The organism is Rhizobium sp. FG96 (genome assembly GCF_057808655.1).
In genome coordinates, this window is record NZ_JBMDIL010000015.1 from 1 (window position 1) to 26,241 (window position 26,241).

At 61.7% G+C, this 26,241-nt stretch carries 20 protein-coding genes and 1 tRNA gene; 8 read left to right on the plus strand and 13 right to left on the minus strand.

Features of this window, described 5'->3' with window-relative positions:
- The first annotated feature begins 387 nt into the window (after positions 1-387).
- Positions 388-462 (plus strand) — tRNA-Val (locus ACODR6_RS25415).
- 158 nt (positions 463-620) lie between these two features.
- Here ACODR6_RS25415 and ACODR6_RS25420 read toward each other — a convergent pair.
- From ACODR6_RS25420 to ACODR6_RS25430, 3 genes are all read right to left on the minus strand, one after another.
- Positions 621-6,092 carry a hypothetical protein gene (locus tag ACODR6_RS25420; protein ID WP_203428025.1) on the minus strand — a complete coding sequence of 1,824 codons (5,472 nt, stop codon included), beginning with the start codon at positions 6,090-6,092 and terminating at the stop codon, positions 621-623.
- Positions 6,093-6,760: 668 nt separating this feature from the next.
- Entirely contained in the window at positions 6,761-6,898 is a 138-nt protein-coding gene (locus ACODR6_RS25425; protein WP_199628999.1) for a hypothetical protein, read from the minus strand.
- A gap of 142 nt (positions 6,899-7,040) precedes the next feature.
- Positions 7,041-8,720: a sulfatase-like hydrolase/transferase gene (locus ACODR6_RS25430; protein ID WP_489025094.1), complete on the minus strand. Its 1,680-nt coding sequence runs from the start codon at positions 8,718-8,720 to the stop codon at positions 7,041-7,043.
- Between the two features lie 252 nt (positions 8,721-8,972).
- On the opposite strand from ACODR6_RS25430, the gene ACODR6_RS25435 reads away from it, so the two are divergent.
- Complete coding sequence (locus ACODR6_RS25435; RefSeq protein WP_130282132.1) at positions 8,973-9,170, plus strand: CrpP-related protein; 198 nt, start codon at positions 8,973-8,975, stop codon at positions 9,168-9,170.
- Between the two features lie 193 nt (positions 9,171-9,363).
- Complete coding sequence (locus tag ACODR6_RS25440; RefSeq protein ID WP_489025096.1) at positions 9,364-9,909, plus strand: hypothetical protein; 546 nt, start codon at positions 9,364-9,366, stop codon at positions 9,907-9,909.
- Between the two features lie 5 nt (positions 9,910-9,914).
- Here the strand turns inward: ACODR6_RS25440 and ACODR6_RS25445 are convergent, their stop codons facing one another.
- Complete coding sequence (locus ACODR6_RS25445; RefSeq protein WP_112719692.1) at positions 9,915-10,613, minus strand: hypothetical protein; 699 nt, start codon at positions 10,611-10,613, stop codon at positions 9,915-9,917.
- Positions 10,614-10,821: 208 nt separating this feature from the next.
- On the opposite strand from ACODR6_RS25445, the gene ACODR6_RS25450 reads away from it, so the two are divergent.
- Both ACODR6_RS25450 and ACODR6_RS25455 read left to right on the plus strand, forming a co-directional pair.
- Positions 10,822-11,379, plus strand: coding sequence for a dual specificity protein phosphatase family protein (locus tag ACODR6_RS25450; protein WP_489025098.1), 558 nt, complete (start codon positions 10,822-10,824; stop codon positions 11,377-11,379).
- Positions 11,380-11,444: 65 nt separating this feature from the next.
- On the plus strand, positions 11,445-11,942 hold the full coding sequence (locus tag ACODR6_RS25455) for an MgtC/SapB family protein (RefSeq protein WP_112719694.1): 498 nt from the start codon (positions 11,445-11,447) through the stop codon (positions 11,940-11,942).
- Between the two features lie 33 nt (positions 11,943-11,975).
- Here the strand turns inward: ACODR6_RS25455 and ACODR6_RS25460 are convergent, their stop codons facing one another.
- Complete coding sequence (locus ACODR6_RS25460) at positions 11,976-12,155, minus strand: hypothetical protein (RefSeq protein WP_489025100.1); 180 nt, start codon at positions 12,153-12,155, stop codon at positions 11,976-11,978.
- Between the two features lie 31 nt (positions 12,156-12,186).
- Positions 12,187-12,420 (minus strand): hypothetical protein, encoded by a 234-nt coding sequence (locus tag ACODR6_RS25465; RefSeq protein ID WP_199628992.1) that lies wholly within the window; start codon positions 12,418-12,420, stop codon positions 12,187-12,189.
- A gap of 401 nt (positions 12,421-12,821) precedes the next feature.
- Between ACODR6_RS25465 and ACODR6_RS25470 the strand changes: the two genes are divergently transcribed.
- On the plus strand, positions 12,822-13,919 hold the full coding sequence (locus tag ACODR6_RS25470; protein WP_489025102.1) for a DUF475 domain-containing protein: 1,098 nt from the start codon (positions 12,822-12,824) through the stop codon (positions 13,917-13,919).
- Positions 13,920-14,021: 102 nt separating this feature from the next.
- Here ACODR6_RS25470 and ACODR6_RS25475 read toward each other — a convergent pair whose 3' ends face one another.
- From ACODR6_RS25475 to ACODR6_RS25500, 6 genes are all read right to left on the minus strand, one after another.
- The gene (locus tag ACODR6_RS25475) at positions 14,022-14,189 is read right to left on the minus strand and encodes a hypothetical protein (RefSeq protein ID WP_165402725.1); all 168 of its coding nucleotides are present in this window, start codon (positions 14,187-14,189) and stop codon (positions 14,022-14,024) included.
- A gap of 173 nt (positions 14,190-14,362) precedes the next feature.
- Positions 14,363-16,255, minus strand: coding sequence for a HAMP domain-containing methyl-accepting chemotaxis protein (locus tag ACODR6_RS25480; protein ID WP_489025104.1), 1,893 nt, complete (start codon positions 16,253-16,255; stop codon positions 14,363-14,365).
- Between the two features lie 263 nt (positions 16,256-16,518).
- Entirely contained in the window at positions 16,519-18,036 is a 1,518-nt protein-coding gene (locus tag ACODR6_RS25485; RefSeq protein ID WP_112719699.1) for a tripartite tricarboxylate transporter permease, read from the minus strand.
- A gap of 12 nt (positions 18,037-18,048) precedes the next feature.
- Entirely contained in the window at positions 18,049-18,540 is a 492-nt protein-coding gene (locus ACODR6_RS25490) for a tripartite tricarboxylate transporter TctB family protein (protein ID WP_112719700.1), read from the minus strand.
- Positions 18,537-19,481, minus strand: a complete 945-nt coding sequence (locus tag ACODR6_RS25495) for a Bug family tripartite tricarboxylate transporter substrate binding protein (RefSeq protein WP_112719701.1) — start codon at positions 19,479-19,481, stop codon at positions 18,537-18,539. The genes ACODR6_RS25490 and ACODR6_RS25495 overlap by 4 nt, the downstream gene beginning before the upstream one ends.
- 319 nt (positions 19,482-19,800) lie before the next feature.
- On the minus strand, positions 19,801-21,726 hold the full coding sequence (locus ACODR6_RS25500; RefSeq protein ID WP_489025105.1) for a methyl-accepting chemotaxis protein: 1,926 nt from the start codon (positions 21,724-21,726) through the stop codon (positions 19,801-19,803).
- 419 nt (positions 21,727-22,145) lie between these two features.
- Here ACODR6_RS25500 and ACODR6_RS25505 point away from each other — a divergent pair, with 419 nt between their 5' ends.
- A complete protein-coding gene (locus ACODR6_RS25505; RefSeq protein WP_489025107.1) occupies positions 22,146-23,105 on the plus strand; it encodes an acetylxylan esterase in 960 nt (319 codons plus the stop codon).
- A gap of 7 nt (positions 23,106-23,112) precedes the next feature.
- On the opposite strand, the gene ACODR6_RS25510 is transcribed toward ACODR6_RS25505, so the two are convergent.
- Positions 23,113-24,177: an ABC transporter substrate-binding protein gene (locus tag ACODR6_RS25510; RefSeq protein ID WP_112719704.1), complete on the minus strand. Its 1,065-nt coding sequence runs from the start codon at positions 24,175-24,177 to the stop codon at positions 23,113-23,115.
- A gap of 134 nt (positions 24,178-24,311) precedes the next feature.
- Here ACODR6_RS25510 and ACODR6_RS25515 point away from each other — a divergent pair, with 134 nt between their 5' ends.
- Positions 24,312-26,225 (plus strand): adenylate/guanylate cyclase domain-containing protein, encoded by a 1,914-nt coding sequence (locus tag ACODR6_RS25515; RefSeq protein WP_112719840.1) that lies wholly within the window; start codon positions 24,312-24,314, stop codon positions 26,223-26,225.
- Positions 26,226-26,241 lie beyond the last annotated feature (16 nt).

The following is a 26,241-nucleotide window of genomic DNA, read 5'->3' on the forward strand; positions in this document are numbered from 1 at the left end:
CTACGTTGACATCGTAGGGGTCACAGGTTCAATCCCTGTCACGCCCACCATCCGAAATCTCCACAAAGTCAAAGACTTAGAGAAGCGGTTCGCAAAGCGAAGAGCGGTTCGCTTTGTCGCGCGGAGAAGCCTGCCGCACGGCAAGGCTTGGCGATGGCAGCGATCGCCGCTCAGTTTCGCGGCCTCACGGCAGCAAGCTCCGCGGCCCTTCCTCGGCTCCTCAGAACGTTCGATATCGCGCATTTCAGCGTGCCAGGCACAATACCGGGCTCGATCCACAAATTCGATCGCGCCGCATCACATAAGCGCTTGCCAAGGCGCCAAAGGCTCGCTATCAAGCGCGCCGTTAAGGGCATGAATTCGCGACGGATTTATTGCCCATCGGATGGGCGTGTAGCTCAGCGGGAGAGCACTACGTTGACATCGTAGGGGTCACAGGTTCAATCCCTGTCACGCCCACCATCCGATCTCACATCCTCGACAATTCGTTTCGACGCCACGCGATGATCGCCGGTTCGCGCCGCGAATCGAAATCTGACTTCGGAAACGAAAAAGGGCCCGCAAGATTGCGGACCCGATTGCGATCAGCGGTGCTGGCGCACCCCTGCTCTGTCTAGCGCTCAGACGGCATTGTAGGCCGCGATCACTGCCGCCAGCTGGTCGTTGGTCATCGCCTCGACCTGCTGCGTCGTGAACGCATTTGCATGAGCGCTGTCGAGCTTCGAGATGTCATCGACGGAGAGGCCGGCAATGGCGCCGACGCTGATCGCCGAGATTTCGTCGATGGCGAACTTTGCCACATCTTCGGGCGCCATTGCGGCGATCTGCTCGGCGGTCAGCTTCGCCGTCTGCGACAGCGTCAGACCTTCGATCTGGGCAGGCGTCATGGCAGCGATCTGGCTGGGCTTCAGGCCGGTGATGGCGGCATCGCTGAGCTTGCCGATCTGCGCCGGCGTCAGATTGGTGATCTGAGCGGTGGTCAATGCCCCCACCTGCGACGGCAGCAGCGCGCCGAGCTGCGCATCGGTAAACTTGGCGAGCTGGTCCGAGGTGAAGTGCGTCATCTGCAGCGCGGTGACCGCCTTGAGCTGATCGGCGCTGAGCTTGCCGATCTGGCTGTCGTTCAGCGACGCGATGATCTCGTCCTTCAGGCCCATCATCGCCCGGGGGCTAATGGCACCGAAGGCCTCGTCACTCATCTTGGCGATATTGGCAAGCGTGAGACCCGCGACCTGGAGCGCCGTCAGGGCGCCCACCTGCGCCACCGTCAGGCCTGCGACCTGATCAGCGGACATTGCCGTGATCTGGCTCGCCTTCAGGCCGCTCGTGGCCGTGGGGCTGAGCTTGCCGATCTGGGCGGCAGAGAGGCTCGATATCTGCGTATTGGTCAGCGCCCCGGCCTGCGTTGCCGACAGGGCACCGATCTGCTCATCAGTGAAATTGCCAAGCTGCGCCGTCGTGAAGCCCGGCATCTGCGTAGGCTGCAGCCCGGCGATCTGCTCCTTGCTGAGGCTCGCGACCTGCTCGGTGCTGAGAGCCGCGATCGTGGCATTCGTCATGCCGGCGATCGCGGTGGCGCTGATCGCACCGATTTCATCTGCGGAGAACTTGGCGATAGCCTCGGGGCTCAATGCGCCGACCTGGGCCGCCGTCAGTGCCGCCGTCTGGCCCGCGCTCAGACCTTCAAGCTGCGCTGCCGACATGGCGGCGATCACCGAAGGCTTGAGACCGGCAACCGCGGCGCTGCTCAGCTGGCCGATCTGAGCCGCGCTGAGGCTGCCGACCTGCGTCTCGGTCAGACCGGCCGTCTGCGCCGCCGACAGCGCACCGATCTGCTCCTCGGTGAACTTGCCAAGCTGCCCGGCCGTAAAGCCGGCCATCTGCTGGGCGGTCAGTCCCTTGATCTTGTCAGGTCCGAGCGAAGCGAGCTCGTTGTCGCTGAGACCCGCGAGCACTTCAGGCTTGAGCCCGCCGATCGCGCTGGGGCTGATCGCGGCAAATGCCTCGTCGCTCATCTTGGCGATATTGGCGGCCGTGAAACCGGCGACCTGGGCGGCCGTCAGCAGCGCGATCTTGTCGGCGCCGAGAGCATCCACCTGATCGGCCGTCATTGCGGAGATTTGCGCCGCCGTCAGGCCGGCAATCGCCGCGCTGCTGAGCTGGCTGATCTGCGCCGGTGTCAGCGCCCCGATCTGCGCTCCGGTGAGCGCACCCGTCTGCGCCGCCGTCAGCGCGCCGATCTGCGCCTCGCTGAACTGGGCGATCTGCGCAGCGGTAAAGCCCGGGATCTGCTTTGTCGCGACCGCCTTGACCTGGTCCGTGCTGAGCTCGCCGATCTGGCTGCTGGTCAGCGCGGCAACCGCCTCATTCGGCAAGCCGGCGATCGCGGCAGGCGTGAGAGCGGCCACGGCTTCGTCGCTGAGCTTGGCGATATTCGCCGCCGTGAAACCGGCCGTCTGCGCCGCGGTCAGCACAGCCGCCTGGGCGGGCGTGAAGCCTGCCACCTGGTCAGCCGTCATGCCGGTGATCTGCGATGCCTTGAGACCGGCAACGGCCGCATTGCTGAGCTGACCGATCTGACCCGCGGACAGGCCATCGATCTGCGTATCCGTCAGCGCTCCGGCCTGTGCCGCCGACAGCGCGCCGATCTGTTCGTCGGTGAAGCGGGCGACCTGGGCAGGCTTGATGCTGGCAATCTGGGCCGGCAGCAGACCGGCGATCTGCTCCGGCGTCAGGTTGCCGATCTGGCTGTCGCTCAGAGCAGCGATGACTTCGCTCTTAAGGCCGGCAAGTGCCTTGGGGCTGATCGCTGCCAGTTCCTCGTCGGTGAACCGGGCGAGATCCGCCGCCGTCATCGCACCAAGCTGCGCGGCTGTCAGCGCACCGGCCTGAGCAACGCTCAAGCCCTCGAGCTGCGCATCGCTCATCGCGTCGATCTGCGCCGGTTTCAATCCGGCAACGGCCGCGTTGCTGAACTGGCCGATCTGGGCGGCGGAGAGACCGGCGATCTGGTCGTTGGTCAAGGCACCGGCCTGAACGCCCGACAGCGCCGCGATCTGATCGCCGCTGAACTTGCCGAGCTGGGACGGCGTGAAGCTCGCGATCTGCTGCGCGCTGAGGCCCTTGATCTGATCCGGGCTCAAGCTGGCGATCTGGCTGTCGGTGAGCGCCGCGATCGCCTCGCCCTTCAGACCGGCGATCGCCTTGGGGCTGATCGCGGCAATTGCGTCATCCGACAGCTTGGTGACATTAATAGCGGTGAACCCGGCCAGCTGCGCTGCCGTCAGGACGGCAAGCTGAGCCGCGGTCAGGCCCGCAACCTGGGCCGGCGTCATGGCGGCGATCTGCGCGGCCTTCAGACCTGTCACGGCCGAATTGGTAAGCTCTCCGATCTGCTCGCCGGACAGCCCGCCGATCTGCGGGGCCGTCAGCGAACCGGTCTGCGCTGCAGACAGCGCCTTCATCTGCTCGTCGGTGAAGGTGCCGAGCTGCGTGTCGGTGAAGGCGGTGATCTGCGTTGCCGTAAAGGCCTTGAGCTGAGTTGCGCTCAGCATCGAGACCTGATCATTGCTGAGCTTGGCAATCGCCTCATTCTTCAGGCCACTGATGGCCTTGGTGCTGAGGGCTGCGACGGCATCGTCCGCCAACTTGACGATATTGGTCGCGGTAAATCCGGCGGCCTGAGCCGCCGACATTACAGCGGTCTGCGCCGCCGTAAAGCCGGCCACCTGATCCGCCGTCATGCCCGAAATCTGCGTGGCCTTCAGACCGCTGACGGCAACGTTGGTAAGCTCGCCGATCTGGGCTGCGGAAAGCGTGGCGATCTGCGCGCTGGTGAGAGATCCGGCCTGCGCCGCCGTCAGCCCCTTGAGCTGCGTATCGGTGAACTTGCTGAACTGCTCGGGCGTGAAAGCGGCGATCTGCTTGGTTGTGAGAGCCTTGATCTGATCGGCGCTGAGATGGCCGATCTGGCTTTCGCTGAGCTTGGCGATCGCATCATTCGTCAGGCCGCTGATAGCCTTGGTGCTGATGGCCGCAATCTCGTCGTCCGTGAAGGTGGCGATATCCTCCGGCGTCAGCCCGGCGATCTGCGCTGCCGTCATCGCCGCGACCTGCGCCACGCTGAGCCCTTCGAGCTGCGTCGCGCTCATCGATGCGATCTGCGTTGCCTTCAGGCCGGCAATACCCGAGTTGCTGAGCTGGCCGATCTGGGCCGCACTAAGCCCGGCAATCTGCGTGTTGCTCAGCGATCCGACCTGGACCGCCGACAGGGCCTTCATCTGCGTTTCGGAGAACAGGCCGAGCTGTTCCGGCGTGAAGCTCATCATCTGCCTTGAGGTCAGGCCCTTGACCTGGTCGGCGCTGAGCTTGGCAATCTGCGCATCGGTGAGAGCGGCAACCGCCTCACCCTTCAGGCTGCCGATGACCTTTGCAGGAATGGCGGCGAATGCCTCCGGGCTCAGCTTGGCAATGTTGCCGGCACCGAAGCCGGCGATCTGCGAGACAGTGAGAAAGCCGATCTGGCTGGCCGTCAGCCCGGCGATCTGATCGCCGGTCATCGCCGCGATCTGCGTCGCCTTCAGGCCGCTGAAGGCGGCATTGCTCAGCTGGCCGATCTGGGTGGCGCTAAGGCCGCCGATCTGCGCGGTGGTCAGCGCCGCCGCCTGCGCGGCCGACAGGGTCTTAATCTGTGTCTCGGACAGCAATCCGATCTGGGCCGGCGTGAAACCGGCGATCTGCTTCGGTGTCAGCGCCTTGATCTGATCCGTGCTCAACCGGCTCAAGACCGCATCACTAAAGACGGGCATCACCTCGCCCTTCAGGCCGCTAATGGCCTTGGGACCGATAGCCACGACAGCATCATCGGACAGCTTGGCGAAGTTTGCAGCGGTGAAGCCGGCAACCTGGACAGCCGTCAGGACGGCGGTCTGCGCGGCCGAGAAACCGGAGACCTGATCGGCCGTCATCGCGGTGATCTGGGTCGCCTTGAGACCGGCAAGCGCCGTGGTGCTGAGCTGGCCGATCTGCGCGGCGCTGAGGCCGGCGATCTGTGCGTTGGTCAGGGCGCCGACCTGCACAGCCGTCATCGCGCTCATCTGCGCCGGGGAGAAGCCTGCAAGCTTATCGGCCGTGAACATCACGATCTGCTTCGACGCCAGACCCTTGATCTGGTCAGGGCTCAGCTTGGCAATCTGTTCGGCGCTGAGCGCGGCCACGGCTTCCGGCTTCAGACTGCCGATGACTTTGGCACCGATGGCACCGATTTCGTCCGGCGTGAACTTCTCGATATCTGCCGGTGTCAGGGCCGCCACCTGCGCCGCCGTCAACGCGGCCGCCTGAGCCACGTTAAGGCCCTCAAGCTGCGTTTCCGTCATCGCCGCAATCTGCGTTGCCTTGAGGCCGGCGATCGCCGCTGTGCTCAGCTGGCCGATCTGGCTGCCGCTGAAGCCGACGATCTGCAGCGTGCTCAATGCGCCGACCTGCGTCGCCGTCAGGGCGCCCATCTGAACGGCCGAGAAGGTGCCGAGCTGGGCAGCACTGAAACCTGGCATCTGCTGCGCCGTCAGCGCCTTGATCTGGTCGGCGCTCAGCTTGGCGATCTGCTCGTCGCTCAGCGCTGCGATCGTCTCGCGCTTCAGGCCGCTGATCGCCTGAGGCGTGATGGCGGCGACCTCATCAGGCGTGAACTTGATGATATCGTCAGGGCCGATCGACGCGATCTGCGTGGCGCTCAGCCCCTTGATCTGGTCGACCGTTAGGCCTTCGATCTGATCGGGGGTAAGGGATGCAATCTGGGTGGCGCTGAATGCCGCCAGCTGATCCTTGCCGAGGCTTGCGATCTTTGCCGCATCGAGCACGGCGAGCAGTTCCGGCTTCAGCCCGGCGATTGCGCTCGTCGAGATCGCGCCCAGCTGGGTCGAGCTGAGCGCCTGGATATCCTCGGCCTCAAGAGCCGCCACTTGATCCTTGCTGAGGTTCTTGAGCTGCTCGGGCGAAAGCCCTGCAATATCCTCTGCAGAGAGTTCCCGGATCGTCTTCGGCGACAGGGATTTGATCTGGCTGCTGGTAAAGGAGGAGATGATCGACGTCATGAAATTGCCCTGCCCCGGCGTTGGCGATTACATTTCTCTGTCTCTCACATCCCTGAAGCCCGCGCGCTCCAGCCACGACCGGAGCCTTCGCGCACCGCGCGTTGCTACATGAGGGGATGGTTCGACAGACTGCTTTGGAAGACATCGCTCGACGGAGCCGATGCCAGGACAGTGCACATAGAGCCGAGCCACGGTCCCCCAACCACGGCCTCGGCACGGCAATCGCAACATCGTTGCGCTCGAAGCCTCAATTTGCGAACTGCAAATCCAGGCGCACATACAACCAGCAATTACAACTTAATGTGCCGTTGTCCTGCTGGGATATGTGTCGCACTAAGCTTGCGCGAGGATGGAGAAACAACGCCCGATTCGTAGCGGCGAAAAATGCACAACCTAAGCGTACGGCCGACGGCTGTCGTCCAGCTTCTGGCAGCTTGTTTTGTCTTGATTATTAGCGGGATGAGAAACGCGCTGAAACCTAGCCGGCAAAGCTTGGATAAAAATCGGCAGCGCGGTGATGGGAGGGTTTCTCAGCAAAGTCAGGCGGCCCGGCCGCAACTCCTGACACCACGACAAAGCAATAAAAGCTCTGTCACACAGGGAAGCGTATCATTTACGCCACCACCCTGTATAAAGGCTTGCCCCCAAGCCTGCCCTCTTCGCCCAACTCACTTCGTAAGCGATGCGTCTTCGGTTATCGTCGTTGCTGCGGTTTGCAGATACGGGGTCTCAGGAATGGATGCGATGAAGAACATCGTAAACGCATAGACTGAGAACAGCGTCAGAGCCGCGGTCAATCGAATCATGCACTATCTCCTTATTCACAAGGAAGAGTGTGCGCCACTTTGCGTCTTTCCCAAACAGTTTTCTGAACGGCAGATGAACAAAAACTTGTTATGGGCAATTTTAACGATATTTTTACAACATTAGTGATGACGATTTTAGCCGTCAGCTGGCATCCAGAAGCCCTGAATTTGCTAGCTTTTTCAGGTGTTCATCGACAATCCCGCGGTCATTGCAGGTGTGATAGCGCCCGCCACAGGCCTCACTCAGTTCATTCAGGTTTCTGAATTTCGGCGAGATCGGCAGCCCCGTGGCGTTCAGAATTCGGGCCATGACGAAGGCGATGTCCTCCGCCTGATCGAGTTTTGCATAGTCGATAGCGACGCCGTAGCCCCTGACCGCGAAGTAGGTTTCGTAAACGGGCGAGCGGAAATCGGCGAACATGTTCTTCGCGGGATCGAGCGCCAGTGCGTAGCCGAGCGTCGCTTCGGACTGGTGATCGCCGAAATCGACTGCGACGCTGCGCCGCTCCGGCGCCTCCTCGGCACGTCGATCCAGAAACGCCTGCAAATCGGCGCGGGCAAGCGCCACGCGCCTGGCATATTCATTGACCTTCCGGTCATCGGCAAAGGTCTCGGCGGGCACGAGAGCCTGCGGCACCATTTCCTTGTCGTAGGGCGCATGGGCAAACATCGTCTCCATCGCCAGAAACAGCGGCCGCGTGTCGGTCTTGCGGTGCTCGGCAATCAGCTTTTCGGCAAAGTCGAAGTAGAGTTTGTCCCTCACACCCCATTCCGGCAGCGCCAGATCGGCGGCATCGAAGACCTCCTGGAAGCCGATCGAGCGCAGGAACGGTCCTTCGTTTACCGCATTATATTTCATCGGCATGATCGCCACGGTGCGATAGCCGCAGCGCGCCAGCATCTCCGGCAGCGCGCCTTTGATCTTGCCTTCGAGCAACTGGTTCACATAGGGCGCCTGCCAGCTGAAATCGGCGCTGGAAAGTCCCGTGAGCATCGAGAAATTGCTCATCCAGGTGCCGCCGCCAAAGGTTTCGACGAACATCGGCTTGATCGTACCGTCGCCGGAGCGGAACGTGTCGGCGATCTCGGGCGGGAAGCTGATCTCGGGAAACCGCATCGGCGACGCGTGGCTCTCCGACAGCACAAGATAGAGGTCGGCCCTCCCCACCTCCGGCCCGCATTCGACCGTATCGGCAAGCGCACCCTGCGTCTGGACGGCCCGCAGCTTGGCGGCCAGCGGCGGTTCACCGATCAGGCTCGGAAGATGCCAGAAGGACATGAAGAGCGACGAGGCGTTGAAGCCGAAGATGAACGGCGGATCGCCCGGCCGCGCCGTCGGATGTGCACCGATCGAGACGCCGACGGTCAGAAGCAGCGCCGGCAACCGGACGAGCACCGGCGCATTCCATGGCTTCTCAGCACGGAACAGCGCCCAGAGGAATGCGCCGGTCGCAACGAGCGCCAGCACCGCCCCAACCACCAGCGGCGTATAATACTTGATGAGGAACGCGAGGATCGCCGTATCGGTGCTGGTGAAGATGAAATCGAAAACGTGCAGCGAATAGCCCTTGAGCTTGAACTTCACGATCGACGCCGCCGTCTGCAACAGCACGATCGCCGCCGCGCCATAGAACGAGAAGACGGGGCGCCGCGAAAACAGGAAGAAGATCGCCGCGATCGCCAGCGTCACGGCGAATGTATAGGGCAGGAACCGCCAGCGAGTATCGAGGTAACGGATCAGCGCGAAAAACAATATCGCGGCAATGCAAACACATGCCGGATGCAACAATATCCGGATGATCTTCGATACGACCTTGCCCATCACGCCCTCTTACAACCCATAAAAATCTATAGTTGGCGTAACAGCACACATCCATCACAAGATTCTAATAAGGTTAAATTCGCACTGGATTAGACAGATAGAAGTTGCATTGGCGCATCACCGAGTGCGTCAAGGCTTTTTCGTGATTAATCCTGTGAATAACGGGGATGAGTTCGGCTTTTGTGGACATTAGCAAAGGGAAATGTTTCCTTGAACGGGTCGGCTGAGGGGCCGGTGGTTGAGGGCACGCATATGGAAATCGAAGAGCTGCTGAATATGCAGGAGCGGGGCATCCGCGACCGCATCCTGGGATGCCGGCTGAGTGACAACCCTATGTCGCACCCGGAATTCATGCCCATCTGGGACGCTGCAGCCCTCGAAACTTGGTACGCGCGTTATGAGGCATGGCGTTTTGGCTGGTCGATGGAAGACGCCAACCGCCAGCACTGAAGAGATAAAGAGGGCGGCTGCCGCCAAGGCGCCCCCGCTTCCTGGAACGGGCCGCGATCCCCTGTAGCGGCCCGTTTCATTTTTGCCTGCCATCTATCTTTGCGGGTCTCGAAGGCTTGAACAAAGCAAAATTCCGACACACAAACATGCCAGTCACAGATCAGACGAGCAGCATGACAGGATTTGCAACCTTATGAGACGACTGATTACCGCCGCGGCAGCCCTCTCCGCAGCCACCATTTCCGCCTTTGCCTTTGCCGGTTTGGCCTCCGCCCAATCCCAGAACTTTCCGAGCGCAGGCGTCACCACGCTGGCCGGCCGGTGCTCCAAGCTTGTCGTCGGCAAGCTCGATGTTTCCAAGCCCTGCAAGAACGAGATCGCGGCCGTGGCGCTGCCAAACGGCGACGTGACCTTCATCTTCACGGCACAGGGCAAGATGTTGGGCTTCCAGGGTGACGGCAAGGCTATCAAGCCGGCCTCGAACGGTAATGCCCGGATCCCGCTGACGCTGGTGACCACGGGCGTCGGACAGAAGATGACCGGCGAAGTGAAGGTTGCCGGCAGCTGCACCTTCGGCAATCCCTACGGCGGCAAGCCGGTTGCGATCGAATGCACTGCCGAGAGCAAGGACAGCACCTTCGCTGCCAATTTCCAGACTAACGGCAAGGCGCCGGTTCAGCCGAAGGCGCCCGCCGCAGCAGCAGCGCCTGCGCCCGAGGCCAAACCCGCCAAGAAATAATCAGATCAGGCGCACCAGGCGCCGCCGGCGCCTGGCTTGCGTGCCAGCCCCTCGTTCGTGAGCTGCGCCCCAAGCGAACGGCCGTCGCGGGAAATCACCCGCGGGGCGCCGTCATTGCCGCCCTTGCCGGCCGTATTCATGGTGAAGGGTCCGGCATTCAGGAACTTGAAGACACGCGATTTGGCGGCAAAGCCGAGACGCCGCTCGTTTTCGCAGCGCGCATTGGTGACATCTGGCACCAGCGCATCGGCAACGACGATCTTCTCGCCCTTGTACCAGAACACCCCGCCATCACCGACGCAGTTCACATGCTCGCCCTGGCCGCAATAGCCGAAGGCGGCCTTGCCGCTTAGCGTATCGGCCGGCGATGCCTTGACCGGCTGGGCGGCGGGCACGGGCACATCGGCCGGCGGCAGCGGACGCTGCGGCTGAGCGAGTGCAACGGCCGGCTTCGGCTCGGCAGTCCTCGTTTCCGCAGTCTTGGGCGCTGTGGCCTTGGGAGCATCCGGCTTGATTGCAGCCGTGATCGTCGAGACATCGGGTGCGCGGGCCAGCATCGGCTTCACGCTTTTCCAGTTGTCATGCGCATAGATGCCGCCGACCGTCAGAATGCCGATCGCCGCCCAGGGCAGGATGCCGCTGCCGCTGCTCTTGCTGCGTCCCGATGATTTGCGGCTACGGCCGCGAGTCGCTGTCTTCGCCATTGTCCCGAATCCCGTGAGTGGCCGGATTATTGGACGGCAATCCTTTCCGAAAGGTTGGCGAGCGACATGGCTATGCACACGCTTCTGCGGACGCTGGACAATGAAGCGGAACAAGGTCTATCTGAGAATAATATGCGTGCGGTCTGGCATCCGTCACATTGAGCCCCCATTTGGGTGGCTAGTCGCGCGCAAAAGCAACCGGTGTCTGATGCATTATCTGTCCTTCATAGCCTGGCCCGCAGGTGCCATCCTCGGATTGGCGGCCCTTGTCGGCGCGCATGCGGCACTCGGACAGGCGACGGGTAATTTCCATGAAGTGATCGCTGGAGAGCTCTACCGCTCAGCGCAGCCGAGCGGCGCCGATGTCAACGCCTACGCGAAGAACTACGGCATCCGCACCATCCTGAACCTGCGCAATGAAAAGCGCACGGAATGGTACACCGACGAACAGAAGGCGGCGGCCGACAACGGCATCGCCCTGATCGACTTCCCGATGTCTTCGTCGCGCGAACTGTCGATCGTGGAAGCGCAGAAGCTGGCAAAGATCATGGCCGATGCGCCGAAGCCGCTTCTCATCCACTGCGAACACGGCGCCAACCGGACCGGCCTTGCATCTGCAATCTATGTCGGCGCCGTCGAGAAGAAGAGCGAGACAGCCGCCGAGTTCCAGCTCAGCCCCTATTACGGCAACTTCGCCATCAAGGGCCTTGGCCGCTACGCCATGTACAGCTCCTGGGACAAATACGAAGAGACGATCGGTTTCTGAAGCCGAACAAAGGTGACCTGCCGGCGTTAGTCAGGCGAAGAATTCTTCGCTGGAGAACTGAAGCCATGGACCTGGTCTTTGCCGACATGTTTCCCGAGTCGCGCATCCACTATCCTGTTATCTTCGCCCGCCTGATCGGCGCGGTCATCCTTGGCGGCCTGATCGGCATCGAGCGCGAGGCCCGCGATCACCCCGCAGGATTTCGAACGCATATCCTGATCAGCCTTGCCGCCGCCCTCTTCGGCATCATCTCGATAGAGGCCGTGCATATGCCCGGCATTGCCGACGACCAGCAGGTCCGCATCGATCCGCTCCGCGTCATCGAAGCGGTCACGGCAGGCGTGGCATTTCTGGCCGCGGGAATGATCGTCTTTGCCCGCGGCCGGGTGAAGGGACTGACGACAGGGGCAGGCATGTGGCTGTCCGGCGCGATCGGTCTCGCCATGGGCTTCGGCTACTGGCCAATCGCCTTCTTCGCCACCGTGGCGGCTGTCTGCGTACTCTATGCCTTCGGCAAGATGGAAAAGCGCCTCTCTGCTTCCGACGAAAAAGATCACCACTAAAGAAAAAGCCCGGCTGGGCCGGGCCCATCTGCATCAATTGCGGATCGATCTTTCCTGGTCGAGGGATGGCGAAGCCTTCGGTTTCGCCTTGATGCCTTTCCAGGCAACGCTGCCTCTGCGCTCATCCTTGCCGCTGTCTTCGGCCGTGTGGATCATCCGCCATTCTTCTTCATGCTGGAGATAGATGTCCTGCGGCACAAGACGAGTGTCCATTCGCATATCACCTTTCATAGTGGCTACTGGCTTAGCGCTTGTTCTTGATGGCATCGGCGGCAATATCCGGGCCACCCTTGGAAAGATCGCTGCCGGTCACATGCGCGGGGACATGAACATCATGCACCGGCGATTGCGGCAGGGTGAGATCCACCTGATGCGGCGGCAGCACCTGTGCCTTCTGCATGCGGTTCGGGCGTGCCCGCTTCATGCGGTCGGCTGCCTCGGTTCTCTTGTCGGGGGAGTGGGTCGAAGTCTGCATCATCGGCCTCCTTATCATCGCACCCGCGATGCATCGCATCGCTCAACCTCATTCAAACGGCCGGGGCTGCGCAAGGTTCCAAAGAAAATCGTGCTGGGATCAGACGTCTTCCCTCTTGACTGCCTGTATAAGTTGATTACCTAAACGCTGATCTGTCGCCGCAGAGATGTGCGTGGTTGCCCCCCATGCGAAAAACATCGGCGACGGATAAACACTGGTGCCGGGCCCCTCTGGCGAGAGTTTTTACGGCGCTCTCGTGATGTCGGTACCGCCTGCAGAGAGCCGGCGGATTTTCAATCGATGAACAAGTTCACCATGCCTTTCGCGCATGCCCGTTCTGGCATGCCGCGTTCCTTCACGACACCCAATGTCAGAAACGATGTTCGCACCAATGAGGTGCGGCCATGAACCAGGCACAAAGCCATAAGTCGACCCTCGGATATTTCCGCTGGTCCTTCATCATCACCGCAGTCGGCCTGGCGCTCGGCGCCATTCTCGGCTGGCAATCGACTGGCACGATCGGCGGCATGGCGACCGTCTTCTTCATCTGTGCGGTGCTGGCGGTTCTGGAGATCTCGCTCTCCTTCGACAACGCCATCGTCAACGCCAACAAGCTGAAAGAGATGACGCCGGAGTGGCAGCATCGCTTCCTGACTTGGGGTATCGTCATCGCCGTCTTCGGCATGCGTATCGTCTTCCCGCTGGCGATCGTCGTCATCGCCGCCGGTATCGGCCCGATCGACGCGATCATCCTCGCCGCCCGCGAACCGGCCGAATATGCACGCATCATGAACGACGCCCACCTGCCGATCGCAGCCTTCGGCGGCACCTTCCTGATGATGGTCGGCCTCTCCTACTTCTTCAACCACGAGAAGGACATCCACTGGATCTCCTCGCTGGAGCGGATGATGTCGCGCGGTGCGGCCATCAAGGGCATCGAGATCGCCTTCGTTCTCCTGCTTATCCTGCTCTTCTCGTCGCTTCTGGAAGGCGAGGACGCCACCACCTTCGTCTATAGCGCCATCTATGGCCTTGTGACCTTCCTGGCTGTCGAAGTCATCGGCGGCCTGCTGGACGCATCCCAGAGGGCGATGAGCGAAGCCGCCCGCGGCGGCCTCGGCGCCTTCATCTATCTGGAAGTGCTGGATGCCAGCTTCTCGTTCGACGGCGTCATCGGCGCCTTCGCCCTGACGCAGAACCTCTTCATCATCGCCATCGGTCTCGGCATTGGCGCCATGTACGTTCGCTCGATGACGATCATGCTGGTCGAAAAGGGAACGCTGACGGAATACCGTTACCTGGAACACGGCGCCTTCTATGCGATCCTGATCCTTGCGGTGATCATGTATGTCCAGACGCTCTACCACATTCCGGAAGTCATCACCGGTCTCGGCGGCGCGACGCTGATCGGCATCTCGCTCTGGTCCTCGATCCGTCATAACCGTAAGGAAGCGGCCGAAGGCCTGGCGCACGGCCATCACGCCAAGAGCGTGGAAGCCTGATAACGAGACTGCGGCGGGGCATCAGCCGCAGTCACCAAGACAAAAATAAAGCCCGCGACCAACCGGTTGCGGGCTATTTTCATGCGTAGGTTTCAGCGGCGCTTAGCGGCGGATGTGATCGAACACATCGGCGTCGATGCCGAGCGTCTTCAGATGGCGGCCCTGCGGACGGCGGCCTGCATCGACTGCGGCGCTGACTGCATTTGCGGCACCGATGACGGCGAAGGCGCGGCCAAGGAAACCTTCACGGATGGACTTAACGTAGGACATTGTCTTCTCGCTTTAGCTTCATTATTGACTGCTCACACATGGTGCATCGCAACATCTACCACAAGTCGCGGAAATTCAGCGCTGCCATGCAAAAACGCCGATGCGGCGGCCGAAATGCAAAAGCCCGGCCACATGAGAGCCGGGCTTCGATCGCGTTCAGGCTGTGGTGAAACTCAGAATTCCGACCATTCCTGCTTCAGTGCGGCGTTGCCCGAAGTTGCGTAGCGCGCCGTACGCGGAGCCGACCCGCTGACAGCCCTTGCGGCAGGCGCAGCCGCCTGCTGCTGGCCGAGCCTGAACCTGCCGATCAGGTCGCGCAACCGGCCGCTCTCGGTGGCAAGTGTGGCACCGGCCGCACTTGTCTCCTCGACCATCGCGGCATTTTGCTGGGTCACCTGGTCCATCTGGTTGACGGCAGCGTTCACCTCGTTGAGGCCGAGAGACTGCTCGCGCGACGACGTGGCAATTGCCTCCATGTGGCGATTGATGACGGCAACGTGCTCGCCGATCGCCGTCAGCGCATCGCCGGTCTCACGCACCAGCCGCACGCCCGCCTCGACTTCGCCCGTCGAGGCGCCGATCAGCGACTTGATCTCGCGTGCCGCCTGGGCGGACCGCTGCGCCAGCTCGCGCACCTCCTGCGCAACAACGGCAAAGCCTTTACCGGCCTCGCCGGCACGCGCAGCCTCGACACCGGCGTTCAGCGCCAGCAGGTTGGTCTGGAAGGCGATATCGTCGATGACCCCGATGATGTTGGAAATCTGGCTCGACGACTGCTCGATGCGCTCCATCGCCCGGACTGCATCGGAGACGACGGCGCCAGACTTCGCGGCGCTCTCATTCGCCTGAACGGCAACGACCTTCGCCTCTTCGGCACGCTTCGACGAATTGGCAACGTTCGCCGTGATCTCGTCGAGTGCCGCCGCCGTCTCCTCCAGCGAGGAGGCCTGACGCTCGGTGCGCTGCGACAGGTCGTCGGCGCTCTGGCTGATCTCGCGGCTGCCGCTGTCGATCGACGAGGCGCTGGCGGAGACGGAACGCAAAACCTCGGCAAGCTGTGTCACCGAGCCGTTGAAATCGGCACGCAGGGATTCGAAATCTTCCGCGAAAGGCTGGTCGAGCTGGAAGGACAGGTCGCCGGATGCCAGATGCTTGAGACCATTTCCAAGGCCCGACGTCGCCTGCCGCATCTGCTCGGCCCTGATGCGATCGCTTTCGGCCGTGCGAAGCCGCTGCTCTTCGGTGAGATGGCGCTGCTCGGCCCCTTCCCGCTCCAGCCGCTTGTTGGTGACTGAATTGGCACGGAACACCTCCACCGCCGCCGCCATGTCGCCGATCTCGTCGGTACGCCCGGCAAAGGGAATCGCCGCCTCGTCATTGCCGCCGGCAAGTACGCGCATCGATGCCGTGATCGCCTCGATCGGCCGCGCAATACCGGCAATCGCAAAGACCACCGAGGCAATGAGGATGCCAAGGCATCCGGCAATCAGGCTGCAGGCGAATACCAGCGTCGACCGGAACACGTCAGCACCCTGCTGATGGATTTTCTCGGAGCTCGCCGTGTTGAAGTCGAGCAGTTCGTTCAGATGGGCGCTGGCATTGTTCATCGCCGTGCGCATCTCGCCGGAAAGCGAAGCCTTGGCCTCCGCATCCTTGCCTGCCGAGGAAAGCTCGACCATGTGTTCGGACGCCTTGCGATAGGCATCGATGCTGTCTTCGATAGACTTGATCAAGTCTGCGCCCTTCGGCGTCGAGATCAGCGGATGATAGGTCTCCAGCTGCTTCTGAAGCGCGCCGTTCCGCTCGGCAATCAGCGCTTCGGCAGATTTCATCTCCTCAGGCGTCGAAGCCAGGATGTGCTGCGAATAGGCGTTGTCGAGCTGGTAAAAGGCGCTCTCGATGCTTTTGCCCGTCGAGATCTTCGGGATCCAGTTCGTGGCGATCACCTCGGTCTGGCCGTGCAGCATGCTCATGCTGCTGATCGCCATCCATCCAAGCAATGCAAACATGATCGCGACGGCGGCGAAAATGGCAGACAATAACATCTTGATGCGGGGGCGCTTCATCGAATGATCCTAAAATGAAAATATGAAAGTATATGACATCAGCAATAGAAATACGAAGATGCGACATCATATACGATTCTTATGAAAGTAATGGCTGAGGGATTAAAACAGAATTAACTCTAAGAGGTCACCAATACCGCAAATTTCACTAGCGAAATTTATGGAATACAAAGCGGTCCATCCAATCATCTTGCAGTCAAAACGAAAAAACCGGCCCGCTTGCGCGGGCCGGTTGGCAGGTAGGGGTTAGTGGCGTCTTTTTGTTAGTCTTCGTTTGCAGCGAGCTGGGAAAGGACCTGCCCGCGCCCGCGCAACCGAAGGATCAGCGGAATGATGAAGGCCGCTGCCGCAACGAGCAGAAGGCCTGCCGCGATCGGCGACATCACCAGCGTCGTCAGGTCGCCCTGGCTGATCGACAGCGCACGGCGCAGCTGCTGTTCTGCCAGCGGCCCAAGGATCAGGCCGACGACGACAGGCGCGATCGGATAGCCGAAGAGACGCATGATGTAGCCGAGCACGCCGAAGGCGAGCAGCATGCCGAGTTCGAAGACCGACGGGTTGGCGCCGATGGTGCCGAGCGTCGCAAACAGCAGGATGCCGGCGTAGAGCCACGGCTTCGGGATGGTCAGCAGACGCACCCAGAGGCCGATCAGCGGCAGGTTCAGAACCAGCAGCATAGCGTTGGCGAGCAGCAGCGAGGCGATCAGGCCCCAGACGAGCTGCGGATTGGTCGCAAACAACAGCGGACCGGGCTGCAGGCCGTATTGCTGGAAGCCGGCGAGCATGATCGCAGCCGTCGCCGAGGTCGGCAGGCCGAGCGTCAGCAGCGGCACGAGCGTACCGGCAGCCGATGCATTGTTGGCAGCCTCGGGACCGGCAACGCCTTCGATCGCGCCCTTGCCGAACTCTTCCGGGTTCTTCGACAGGCGCTTCTCGGTGGCATAGGAGAGGAACGTGCCGATTTCGGCACCACCGGCCGGCATCGCGCCGATCGGGAAACCGATGACCGTTCCGCGCAGCCACGCCTTCCAGGAGCGGCTCCAGTCCTGCGCCGTCATCCAGAGCGAACCCTTCACGGCCTCGATCTTGTCGGCAACCAAATTGCCCTGGGCAGCGATGTAAAGCGTCTCGCCGATCGCGAACATCGCAACGGCAAGCGTCGTCACCTCGATGCCGTCGAGCAGATCGGGAATGCCGAAAGAGAGACGCGCCTGACCGGTCTGCTGGTCGATACCGACCATGGCCAGCGCAAAGCCGATGAACAGCGACGTCAGACCGCGCAGCGCCGAGTCGCCGAAGGCAGACGATACCGTGACGAAGGCAAGGATCATCAGCGCGAAATATTCGCGCGGACCGAAGACCAGCGCCAGCTTGACGATGTAGGGCGCGATGAAGGCGAGGCCGAGCGTCGCGATCAGCCCCGCGACGAAGGAGCCGATGGCAGCCGTCGCAAGTGCGGGTCCGCCGCGTCCGGCGCGGGCCATCTTGTTGCCCTCGAGCGCGGTGACGATCGACGAGCTTTCGCCCGGCGTGTTCAAGAGGATCGAGGTCGTCGACCCGCCATACATGCCGCCGTAGTAGATGCCCGCGAACATGATCAGCGAGCCGCCCGGGTCGAGCTTGTAGGTGGCGGGCAGCAGCAGCGCGACGGTCAGTGCCGGGCCGATGCCCGGGAGAACGCCGACAGCGGTGCCGAGCATGACGCCGATGAAGGCGAAGAGTAGGTTCATCGGCTGGAATGCAACCGCGAGACCCTGAAGAAGGAATTCGAAAGTGCTCATGGGGGCTGCACCTTAGAAGAACAGATGTTCAAGCCAGCCGGCAGGCAGCGTCAGCTGCAGCAGCTTGGAGAAGATCATCCAGACAATGAAACTGAAGACGATACCAACAGGGATCGAGATCCACAGCTGGCGCTTGCCGAAGCCGCGCGCCGTCAGGCCGAAGAGCAGGCCGGTAGCGATCGAGAAACCTGCGGTGCGCAGGAAGATCATCTGACAGGCCAGACCAGCGACCACCCAGAGAACCGGCGGAACTTCCTGGCGCTCGCGCTCCGGGAACTCGCCACGCCAGGCTTCCGCGACGGTCCACAGACCGAGAGCGGCAAGACCGAAGGCAACGAACTCCGGCACGGTCGCCGGACCGACGCGGTCATACTGCGCAATCGCGCTCAGATGAGACGCATCCCAGAATATCACGCCCGAGATTGCGAACAGAAAGACGGCAATAGCCAGCGCCGCCCAATCAGGGCGGCGCTTCGTTGCCGAGGGGGTGTTACCCTCGCTCATTTTACCAGTCCAATCTCTTTGAGAATGCCTTCGGTCGCCGAAACGTCCTTCTCGAGCTGAGCCTTGAACTCGTCGCCCGCGAGATAGGTGTCAGCCCAGCCCTTGGTCTTCAGCGTTTCCTGCCAGCCGGCAGACTTGTGCAGCTTTTCGACGTCGGCAGCGATAACCTTGACTTCCTCGTCCGTCAGGCCGGGAGCGGCTGCAACCATGCGCCAGTTCTGGATCGAGACGTCGGTGCCGGCTTCCTTCAGGGTCGGTGCGTCGATGCCTTCGAGGCGAGCGTCGCTCGAAACGGCGAGAAGGCGCAGCGTGCCGGCCTTAACCTGCGATTCGAACTCGCTGTAGCTGGAGATACCGGCCGTGACCTGGCCGCCGAGAATAGCGGCAAGTGCTTCGCCGCCACCGGAGAAGGCGATGTAGTTGACCTTCGTCGGGTCGACGCCCGAAGCCTTGGCGATCAGGCCGGCCGTGATGTGGTCGGTACCGCCGGCAGAGCCGCCGCCCCAGGAGACCGAGCCCGGATCGGACTTCAGCTTGGCGACAAGATCGGCCATGGTCTTGATGTCGGACGATGCGGGAACGACGACCGCTTCGTATTCGCCGGTGAGGCGGGCGATCGGCGTAACGTTGGCGAGCGTGATCGGCGCCTTGTTGGTCAGGATCGCGCCGACCATGACGTAGCCGCCGACGATCAGCGTGTTCGGGTTGCCGGCGCTCTGGTTGGCGAACTGTGCGAGGCCGATGGTGCCGCCAGCGCCCGGTACGTTCTGAACCTGAACGTTGCTGGAAATGCCTTCCTGCTGCATCACCGACTGCAGCGAACGGGCCGTCTGGTCCCAGCCGCCGCCCGGCGCTGCCGGAGCGATGATGGTGTAATCGGCCGCAACGGCCGGCAGCGCGATGGCGGCTGCAAAGAGAGTGGCGATAAATGTATGTTTCAAGACGTTTCCTCCTTGAGCGCGGGCTTAATGCCGCGTCATTGCTGTCAGGGATCGGGGGAAGCACGGCCGCCGGCGAAAGAGCGATCGATCGCAAATGAACGGCAAGTCCTCCCGAAACTTCCTCCGCCTCCACGGAGAAGAAGTGTCCGAAAGCACCACAAGAAGCTGTCATTTAGCTGACATCGCCCACCTATCCAGTGTCCGTTGACACTTTTTTGCCGCAATTCTTTCGCCCGGGCACCGAAACGGTAACGGCCGGCCCGCCTTTCAGCGGACCGGCCGTTCGATCGAATTGCGATCTGTTTTCAGACAGTTGGAATTAGAATTCCGACCATTCCTGCTGCACGGCGGCGTTGCCGTGGCTTCGATAGACCGGTGCAGCGGCCTTCGGTGCACTGCGGGCCATTGCAGAGGCCGTGCGGCGCAGAGCCTCGGCATCGGAAGCACCCTGATGGTGATCGCCGGCCAGCTTGAAGTTGGCGATCAGGTCGCGCAGGCGGACTGCTTCGGAGGCGAGCGTCGCGCTGGCGGCATTGGTTTCTTCCACCATCGCGGCGTTCTGCTGGGTTACCTGGTCCATCTGATTGACAGCGCTGTTGACCTCGGAGAGACCGGTCGACTGCTCACGGGACGACGTGGCGATCGCATCCATGTGCTGGTTGATCGAGACGATCAGCCCCTCGATGGTCTTCAGCGCATCGCCGGTCTCACGCACCAGCTGGACGCCGCCCTGCACTTCGACGGACGAGTTGCGGATCAGGTCCTTGATCTGTTTGGCGGCTTCCGCCGAGCGCTGAGCAAGCTCACGCACTTCCTGGGCGACGACGGCAAAGCCCTTACCGGCTTCACCGGCGCGCGCCGCTTCGACACCGGCATTGAGAGCCAGGAGGTTGGTCTGGAAGGCGATTTCGTCGATGACGCCGATAATGCTGGAGATCTGGTTCGACGACTGCTCGATCTTCTGCATCGCGTTGACGGCGTTGGAGACGACCTGGCCGGAGCGGGCAGCGCTTTCATTTGCCTGGATCGCCACCTGGCGGGCCTCGTCGGCACGCTTGGAAGAGTTCGAGACGTTGACGGTGATCTCATCGAGCGCGGCTGCCGTTTCCTCGAGCGAAGCGGCCTGCTGTTCCGTGCGCTTGGAGAGATCGTCCGCACCGCTGCCGATTTCGCGGGTACCGGTGCCGATCGCGCCTGCCGAAGAGGAGATCGCCTTCATCGTGTTGGCAAGCTGCATGACGGCGCCGTTCAGGTCCTGGCGCAGCGGCTCGAAATCAGGCGCGAAGGCTTCGTTGAGCTGGAAGCTGAGATCGCCATTGGCAAGGCGCTTCAGGCCAGCCGCAAGACCGGCGGTCGCTTCGCTGAGGCGTGCCTGGGCAGCGCTTTCGGCGTCACGCGTCAGCCGTTCGCGGTCGGCCTCGGCCTGGGCGCGGTTGGCTTCCGCATCGGCCTGCAGGCGCTGATTGTCGATCGCAGCCTGGCGAAACACTTCGACGGCCTTTGCCATCTCGCCGATCTCGTCGCCGCGATGGGCATCGGCAACCGTCATATGCGTATCGCCATTGGCGAGGGCGCGCATCGAACCGGTGATCCGGCCGATCGCATTGGCAATGCCGGCAATGCCGAAATAGGCTGCACCGCAGACGAGCAGCGCGCTCATGCCGAGAATGACGCTGAGCAGCAGCAGTGTGCGGCTGAATTCCGAACGGTTTTCGGCAGCGGCACTGGCGGCCAGTGCCTGGTTCGACTTCACGACCTTGTCGACGCTGGCGGCCAGCTCGTCGGCGATCGGGCCGAGATCCTTGTCGAAGGCATCGATTGCCTTCTGCTTTTCGCCGGCCTGGACGAGCGCAATCAGGTTGTCGCCCGCGGAGACATATTTGGAGGACGTATCGTCGATCGAGGCGAAGGCCTCACGCTCGGCGTCGGTATCGACCTGATCCTTGAAGTCGGCAACGGCCTTCAGCAGCGCTGCCTGCTTCGACTTGATCTTCTTCACGAAGCCATCCGGACCGCCTTCGGTGCGGCCCATGACGTAGTCACCGTAGGAGCCGCGCAGCGAGTAGCGCGCCAGCTGGATATCGGTCGCCTTCGAAACGCCCGGCAGATAGCTGGTCGCGAAGTCGTCGGCATTCTCGTTGAACGTGTTGAGGCTGCGCAGCGAAATAAAGCCGGTCAGGCCGAACAAGATTGCGATGACCGCGAATATCGCCACCATCGATGTTTTTACGTTTGGACGCTTCATGAAAAAGAACCTCTGAAAAAGGGGGCCCCGCGCTCTCGCGCTCCCCCGCCCCGTCATTGTGGAGAGATATGATTTGCAGCTTCATGCCGCCCGCACGGACATTCTGACGGCCCCGCGCAAGCCGTTTCATATCGAGAATAACCACCGGTTTTCGATTAATTTTCGCTAAATGCGACACAGAAAAAATAGTAATAAAAACAAAGAACTTGTAAAATCAGATGTAAAAAAGCGGCATTTTCGGCGACACTCGGCCAAAGTAAGTTTTTCTTAATTTCAGAGTAAAATTTTCTTTTGCGGGATCCGCATAAATATTATCACTTGAGAATATGCGTAAGTATAAATTCCCGCTCTCACCCAGCTTCAAAATAGCTGGATCAAAGCCGCTTGCGCACATCAGACTTTCGGGAAATGAATGTGCCATGAGCATCCCGAAGCAACATCCGTTTCCCTTCGATCCCACCTACGGCGCCACCCTGTCGGCGCTGCAATCGATCCGTCCGCCGGAAGCGCCCGATGGCTTCGATGCTTTCTGGGAAGAGCGCTACTCCCGGGCACTCACCATCGACCCGAAACCTGCCGTTTCGCGCAACGAGACCGGGCATGCCCGCTGGCACGTGCTGGATATCACCTACGCCTCGACGGACGGCGTGACGATCGGCGGATGGCTGCTTTTGCCGAAGCACGGACAGGTGCGCCGCGGCCTCGTCGTCGGTCATGGCTATGGCGGCCGCGATCAGCCGGATCTCGACATGCCCGTCGAAGACACCGCTGTACTGTTCTTCTGCGCCCGCGGCATGTCGCGAAGCGCCCATCCACCGATCCCGAATGAGGCCAGCGGCCATGTGCTGCATGGCATCGAGAGCCGCGACAGCTATGTCATCGGCGGCTGCGTCGAGGATATCTGGCTTGGCGTCTCGGCGCTGATCGCACTCTACCCTTGGCTCGATGGCGCAATCGGCTATTCCGGCGTCAGTTTCGGCGGCGGGCTGGGCGCCCTGGCGATCCCCTTCGACCGGCGTATCGACCGCGGCTTCCTGACTGTGCCGACCTTCGGAAACCGGCCGCTCTGGCTGCGCCTACCGACCGTCGGCAGCGCCGATTCCGTGCAGCAATATCAGCGCAAGCACGGCAGCGTTCTGGAAACCCTGCGCTTCTTCGATGCCGCAACGGCCGCAACGCGCATCCGCGTGCCGATGCTCGTCGCACCCGCCCGGTTCGATCCTGCCGTGGCACCCCCTTGCCAGTTTTCCGTCGCCAATGCTCTGCCGGGCGAGAAGGAGGTCTTCATCCTCGATGCCGGCCATTTCGACTATGACAGCGCGGCCGAACAGAATGACGAGCTGAGGGGCCGGACCGCCGCCTTCTTCAAGGGACGCTGAGCCGGACTTACTGTCGGCGCAGCACTTCGTTCCAATGGGCGATCAGCCGTGCCCGCTTCACCTGATCGAGATAGACCATCAAACCGGGACTGACCGGCACCGGCTTCAGCTGCGCGCCGAGCAGCTCCTGCATGGTGTTGGCAGTATTGTCGCCCGCCACCTCAGGGCTGACGGCAGGTATCTGCAGCTCGCGCGCCATGATCGTCTGCCCCTCCTTCGACATGAAGAACGAGAGGTATTGCCGCCCAAGCTCCGGGTCGGCTGCTGCCTGCGGCACCAGCCCGATGCGCGACATCACCACCGTGTAGTCCTTCGGCAGCACGATCCCGACATCCGGATGCCGGGCCGCCCAGTCAGCGGCATAGGAGCCGAGGATGTTGTAGCCGAGCACGAAACGCCCATCGGCAACGCGCTCAAGGATCGCCGAGCTCGTCGAGTAAAGCTTGACGCCCGCCGCGCCCATGGCGCCGATCACCGACCAGATATCGCCGAACTGCTCCTGGTCGCGCGCCATGAACAGGAAGCCGACGCCCGACCGCTCGATGTCATAGGTGCCGATACGGCCATAAACGGCGTTGCCCTTGCGCGTGAGGTAATCGACGAATTCGGCACGCGACGACGGCACCGCCTCATGCTTGAAGCTCGGCTTGTGATAGACGAAGACGGCGGGTTCGAAGGTCAGTGCATAGGCGGTGTTGCGCCAGTTCGCCCATTTTGGCCAGCGCCCGCTCATCGGCAGGTTGCTGACCTGCGCGTAACCGTCGTTGGACAGCTTCACCTGCAGGTCCATGGCCGATGAAAAGGCGAAATCCGCCGTCTTCTTGCCGGCATCGGTTTCCCGCACGATCCGGTCGTAGATCTCCCCGGTCAGCATATCCTCATAGCGGATCGCCACATCGGGATTGGCATGCTGGAACCCCGTTATCATCGGCTTGGCAAGCGGCTCGTCCAGCGATGAATAGACCGTCAGCACCCTGGCATCCGCCTTGCCCGATTTTGCCGGGTAGAAGGTCTGGTTGCCGTAAGCAAAGCCCGGACAGAGCATTAGTAAAAGAATGAAAAGTCTCCTCATGCCCCAAGGATTGCATGCGTGCAAAACGGGAGCAAGCGCCGATACTCTAGTCAAAGCGGCAAAATCGCAGTCGCCCCGCGACAAGAACTTCAAAAGAAGTTAAGCTAAATTAGACCGTTTTCATGGAGGGGATGTTGGAACGACGGCTGAGTGCAATACTCGCTGCCGACGTCGTGGGTTATAGCCGCCTGATGGGTATCGACGAGTCCGGCACCCTCCAGGCTCTCAACCGTCACCGCTGCGAACTGATCGATGTCAGGATCTCCGACTACAAGGGCCGGACATTCAAGCTGACAGGCGATGGAATGTTTGTCGAGTTCCAGAGCGTCGTGAATGCCGTTGCCTGCGCGGTCGAAATCCAGCGAAACATGGCGGCGCGCAACGAGGGCGTACCGAAGGAACAACGCATCGAATTCCGCATCGGCATCAATCTTGGCGACGTCGTCGTCCAAGATGGTGACGTGTTCGGCGATGGCGTCAACGTGGCGGCGCGGCTGGAAAAGCTCGCACAGCCCGGCGGCATCTGCGTGTCCGGCTCGGTGCGCGATCAGGTCGGCACCCGGCTGAATGTCGGCTTCGAGCTGCAGGGCGAGCATGCGCTGAAAAACATCAAGCAGCCGGTGCAGGTCTATACCATCGATATCACCAAGGGTTCCGGCAGCAGCCGCAGCGCCACCCAACGCCGCAACACCTGCTTCATAGCCGTCCTGCCCTTTACGAACATGAGCGGCGATACCGAGCAGGACTACTTCTCCGACGGCATCACCGAGGACATCATCACCGATCTCTCCAAGGTCTCCAGCCTGCATGTCGTGCCGCGCCACACAGTCTTCACCTACAAGGGCACTTCGGTGCGCATCAAGCAGGTCGCCCAGGAACTCGGCGTCCGCTATGTGCTGGAGGGCAGCGTGCGCATGGCGGGCACCCGCGTGCGCATCTCCAGCCACCTGATCGACACCACCAATGGCGACCACCTCTGGGCCGACCGCTATGACCGGAACCTGACCGACATCTTCGCCATCCAGGACGAGATCGCCAATTCGATCGTCGGCCAGCTGAAGATCCGCCTACTGCCGGAGGAGCGCAAGGCGATCGCCGAAGAGCCGACCGCCAATGTCGAGGCCTATACCTATTATCTCCGCGGCCGCCAGCTCTCCCATACCTGGACGAAATCCTATCTCGTCCTTGCCCGCCGCATGTTCGAAAAGGCCGTCGAGCTCGATCCCGAATATGGCCGCGCCTATGCCGGTATTGCCGATTGTGACGCCGCCATCCGCGACTGGGATCCGGATCAGGTCTCCGTCGAGCAGATTCTCAAGGCGAGCGCCCGGGCGCTGGAACTCAACCCTGATCTTGCTGAAGCCCATGCCTCGCACGGCTTGGCGCTGCATCAGAACGGCGAGGAGCAGCAGGCGATCGAATCATTCGAGCGCGCGCTGGCCCTCGACCCGAACCTCTATGAAGCGAATTTCCACTACGGCCGCTTCTTCTTCATGCGCGGCGACTATGCGAATTCGGTGCATTATTTCACCCGCGCCGCCCATATCCGCACCGACGATTACGTATCGCCGATCCATCTGATGAGCGCCTACCGCTCGCTCGGGCGCGCCGCCGACACCGAAAACTGGGCAAAGCTCGGGCTTCTGCGCGCCGAGCGCGCCCTCAATCTCAACCCGGAAAATTCCGGGCCGGCGCATCGCGGCGCGCTGGCGCTCGCCCATCTCGGCGATGCCGGCCGAGCCCGCAACTGGGCGGCCCGCGCCATCGCCATCGACCCGGATGATATCGTCGCGCAGTACAATCTCGCCTGCGTCTATTCCGTCCTCGGCGATGTGGACGAGGCGATGGTGCTCCTAGAAAGGCTGCTGGTGCGCAGCTCGATCTACCATATCAAATGGTTCGACAACGATTCCGACCTGGACAACGTCCGTACCCACCCGCGCTTCATCAGGCTGCGCGAGATTGCGCAGCAGGAAGAGGCAGCTCACCCCCGCATCAGCAAAAACACCGACAGCACGGCTGATGACAGCGGCACACCTGCCCTGTAATCTCCTTTCCAAAAAA

Bases quoted from the DNA above. Each gene is read 5' to 3' on its own strand.
- ACODR6_RS25420 (WP_203428025.1), bottom strand. From the start codon at position 6,092: ATGACGTCGATCATCTCCTCCTTTACCAGCAGCCAGATCAAATCCCTG.
- ACODR6_RS25425 (WP_199628999.1), bottom strand. From the start codon at position 6,898: ATGATTCGATTGACCGCGGCTCTGACGCTGTTCTCAGTCTATGCGTTT.
- ACODR6_RS25430 (WP_489025094.1), bottom strand. From the start codon at position 8,720: ATGGGCAAGGTCGTATCGAAGATCATCCGGATATTGTTGCATCCGGCA.
- ACODR6_RS25435 (WP_130282132.1), top strand. From the start codon at position 8,973: ATGGAAATCGAAGAGCTGCTGAATATGCAGGAGCGGGGCATCCGCGAC.
- ACODR6_RS25440 (WP_489025096.1), top strand. From the start codon at position 9,364: ATGAGACGACTGATTACCGCCGCGGCAGCCCTCTCCGCAGCCACCATT.
- ACODR6_RS25445 (WP_112719692.1), bottom strand. From the start codon at position 10,613: ATGGCGAAGACAGCGACTCGCGGCCGTAGCCGCAAATCATCGGGACGC.
- ACODR6_RS25450 (WP_489025098.1), top strand. From the start codon at position 10,822: ATGCATTATCTGTCCTTCATAGCCTGGCCCGCAGGTGCCATCCTCGGA.
- ACODR6_RS25455 (WP_112719694.1), top strand. From the start codon at position 11,445: ATGGACCTGGTCTTTGCCGACATGTTTCCCGAGTCGCGCATCCACTAT.
- ACODR6_RS25460 (WP_489025100.1), bottom strand. From the start codon at position 12,155: ATGGACACTCGTCTTGTGCCGCAGGACATCTATCTCCAGCATGAAGAA.
- ACODR6_RS25465 (WP_199628992.1), bottom strand. From the start codon at position 12,420: ATGATGCAGACTTCGACCCACTCCCCCGACAAGAGAACCGAGGCAGCC.
- ACODR6_RS25470 (WP_489025102.1), top strand. From the start codon at position 12,822: ATGAACCAGGCACAAAGCCATAAGTCGACCCTCGGATATTTCCGCTGG.
- ACODR6_RS25475 (WP_165402725.1), bottom strand. From the start codon at position 14,189: ATGTCCTACGTTAAGTCCATCCGTGAAGGTTTCCTTGGCCGCGCCTTC.
- ACODR6_RS25480 (WP_489025104.1), bottom strand. From the start codon at position 16,255: ATGAAGCGCCCCCGCATCAAGATGTTATTGTCTGCCATTTTCGCCGCC.
- ACODR6_RS25485 (WP_112719699.1), bottom strand. From the start codon at position 18,036: ATGAGCACTTTCGAATTCCTTCTTCAGGGTCTCGCGGTTGCATTCCAG.
- ACODR6_RS25490 (WP_112719700.1), bottom strand. From the start codon at position 18,540: ATGAGCGAGGGTAACACCCCCTCGGCAACGAAGCGCCGCCCTGATTGG.
- ACODR6_RS25500 (WP_489025105.1), bottom strand. From the start codon at position 21,726: ATGAAGCGTCCAAACGTAAAAACATCGATGGTGGCGATATTCGCGGTC.
- ACODR6_RS25505 (WP_489025107.1), top strand. From the start codon at position 22,146: ATGAGCATCCCGAAGCAACATCCGTTTCCCTTCGATCCCACCTACGGC.
- ACODR6_RS25510 (WP_112719704.1), bottom strand. From the start codon at position 24,177: ATGAGGAGACTTTTCATTCTTTTACTAATGCTCTGTCCGGGCTTTGCT.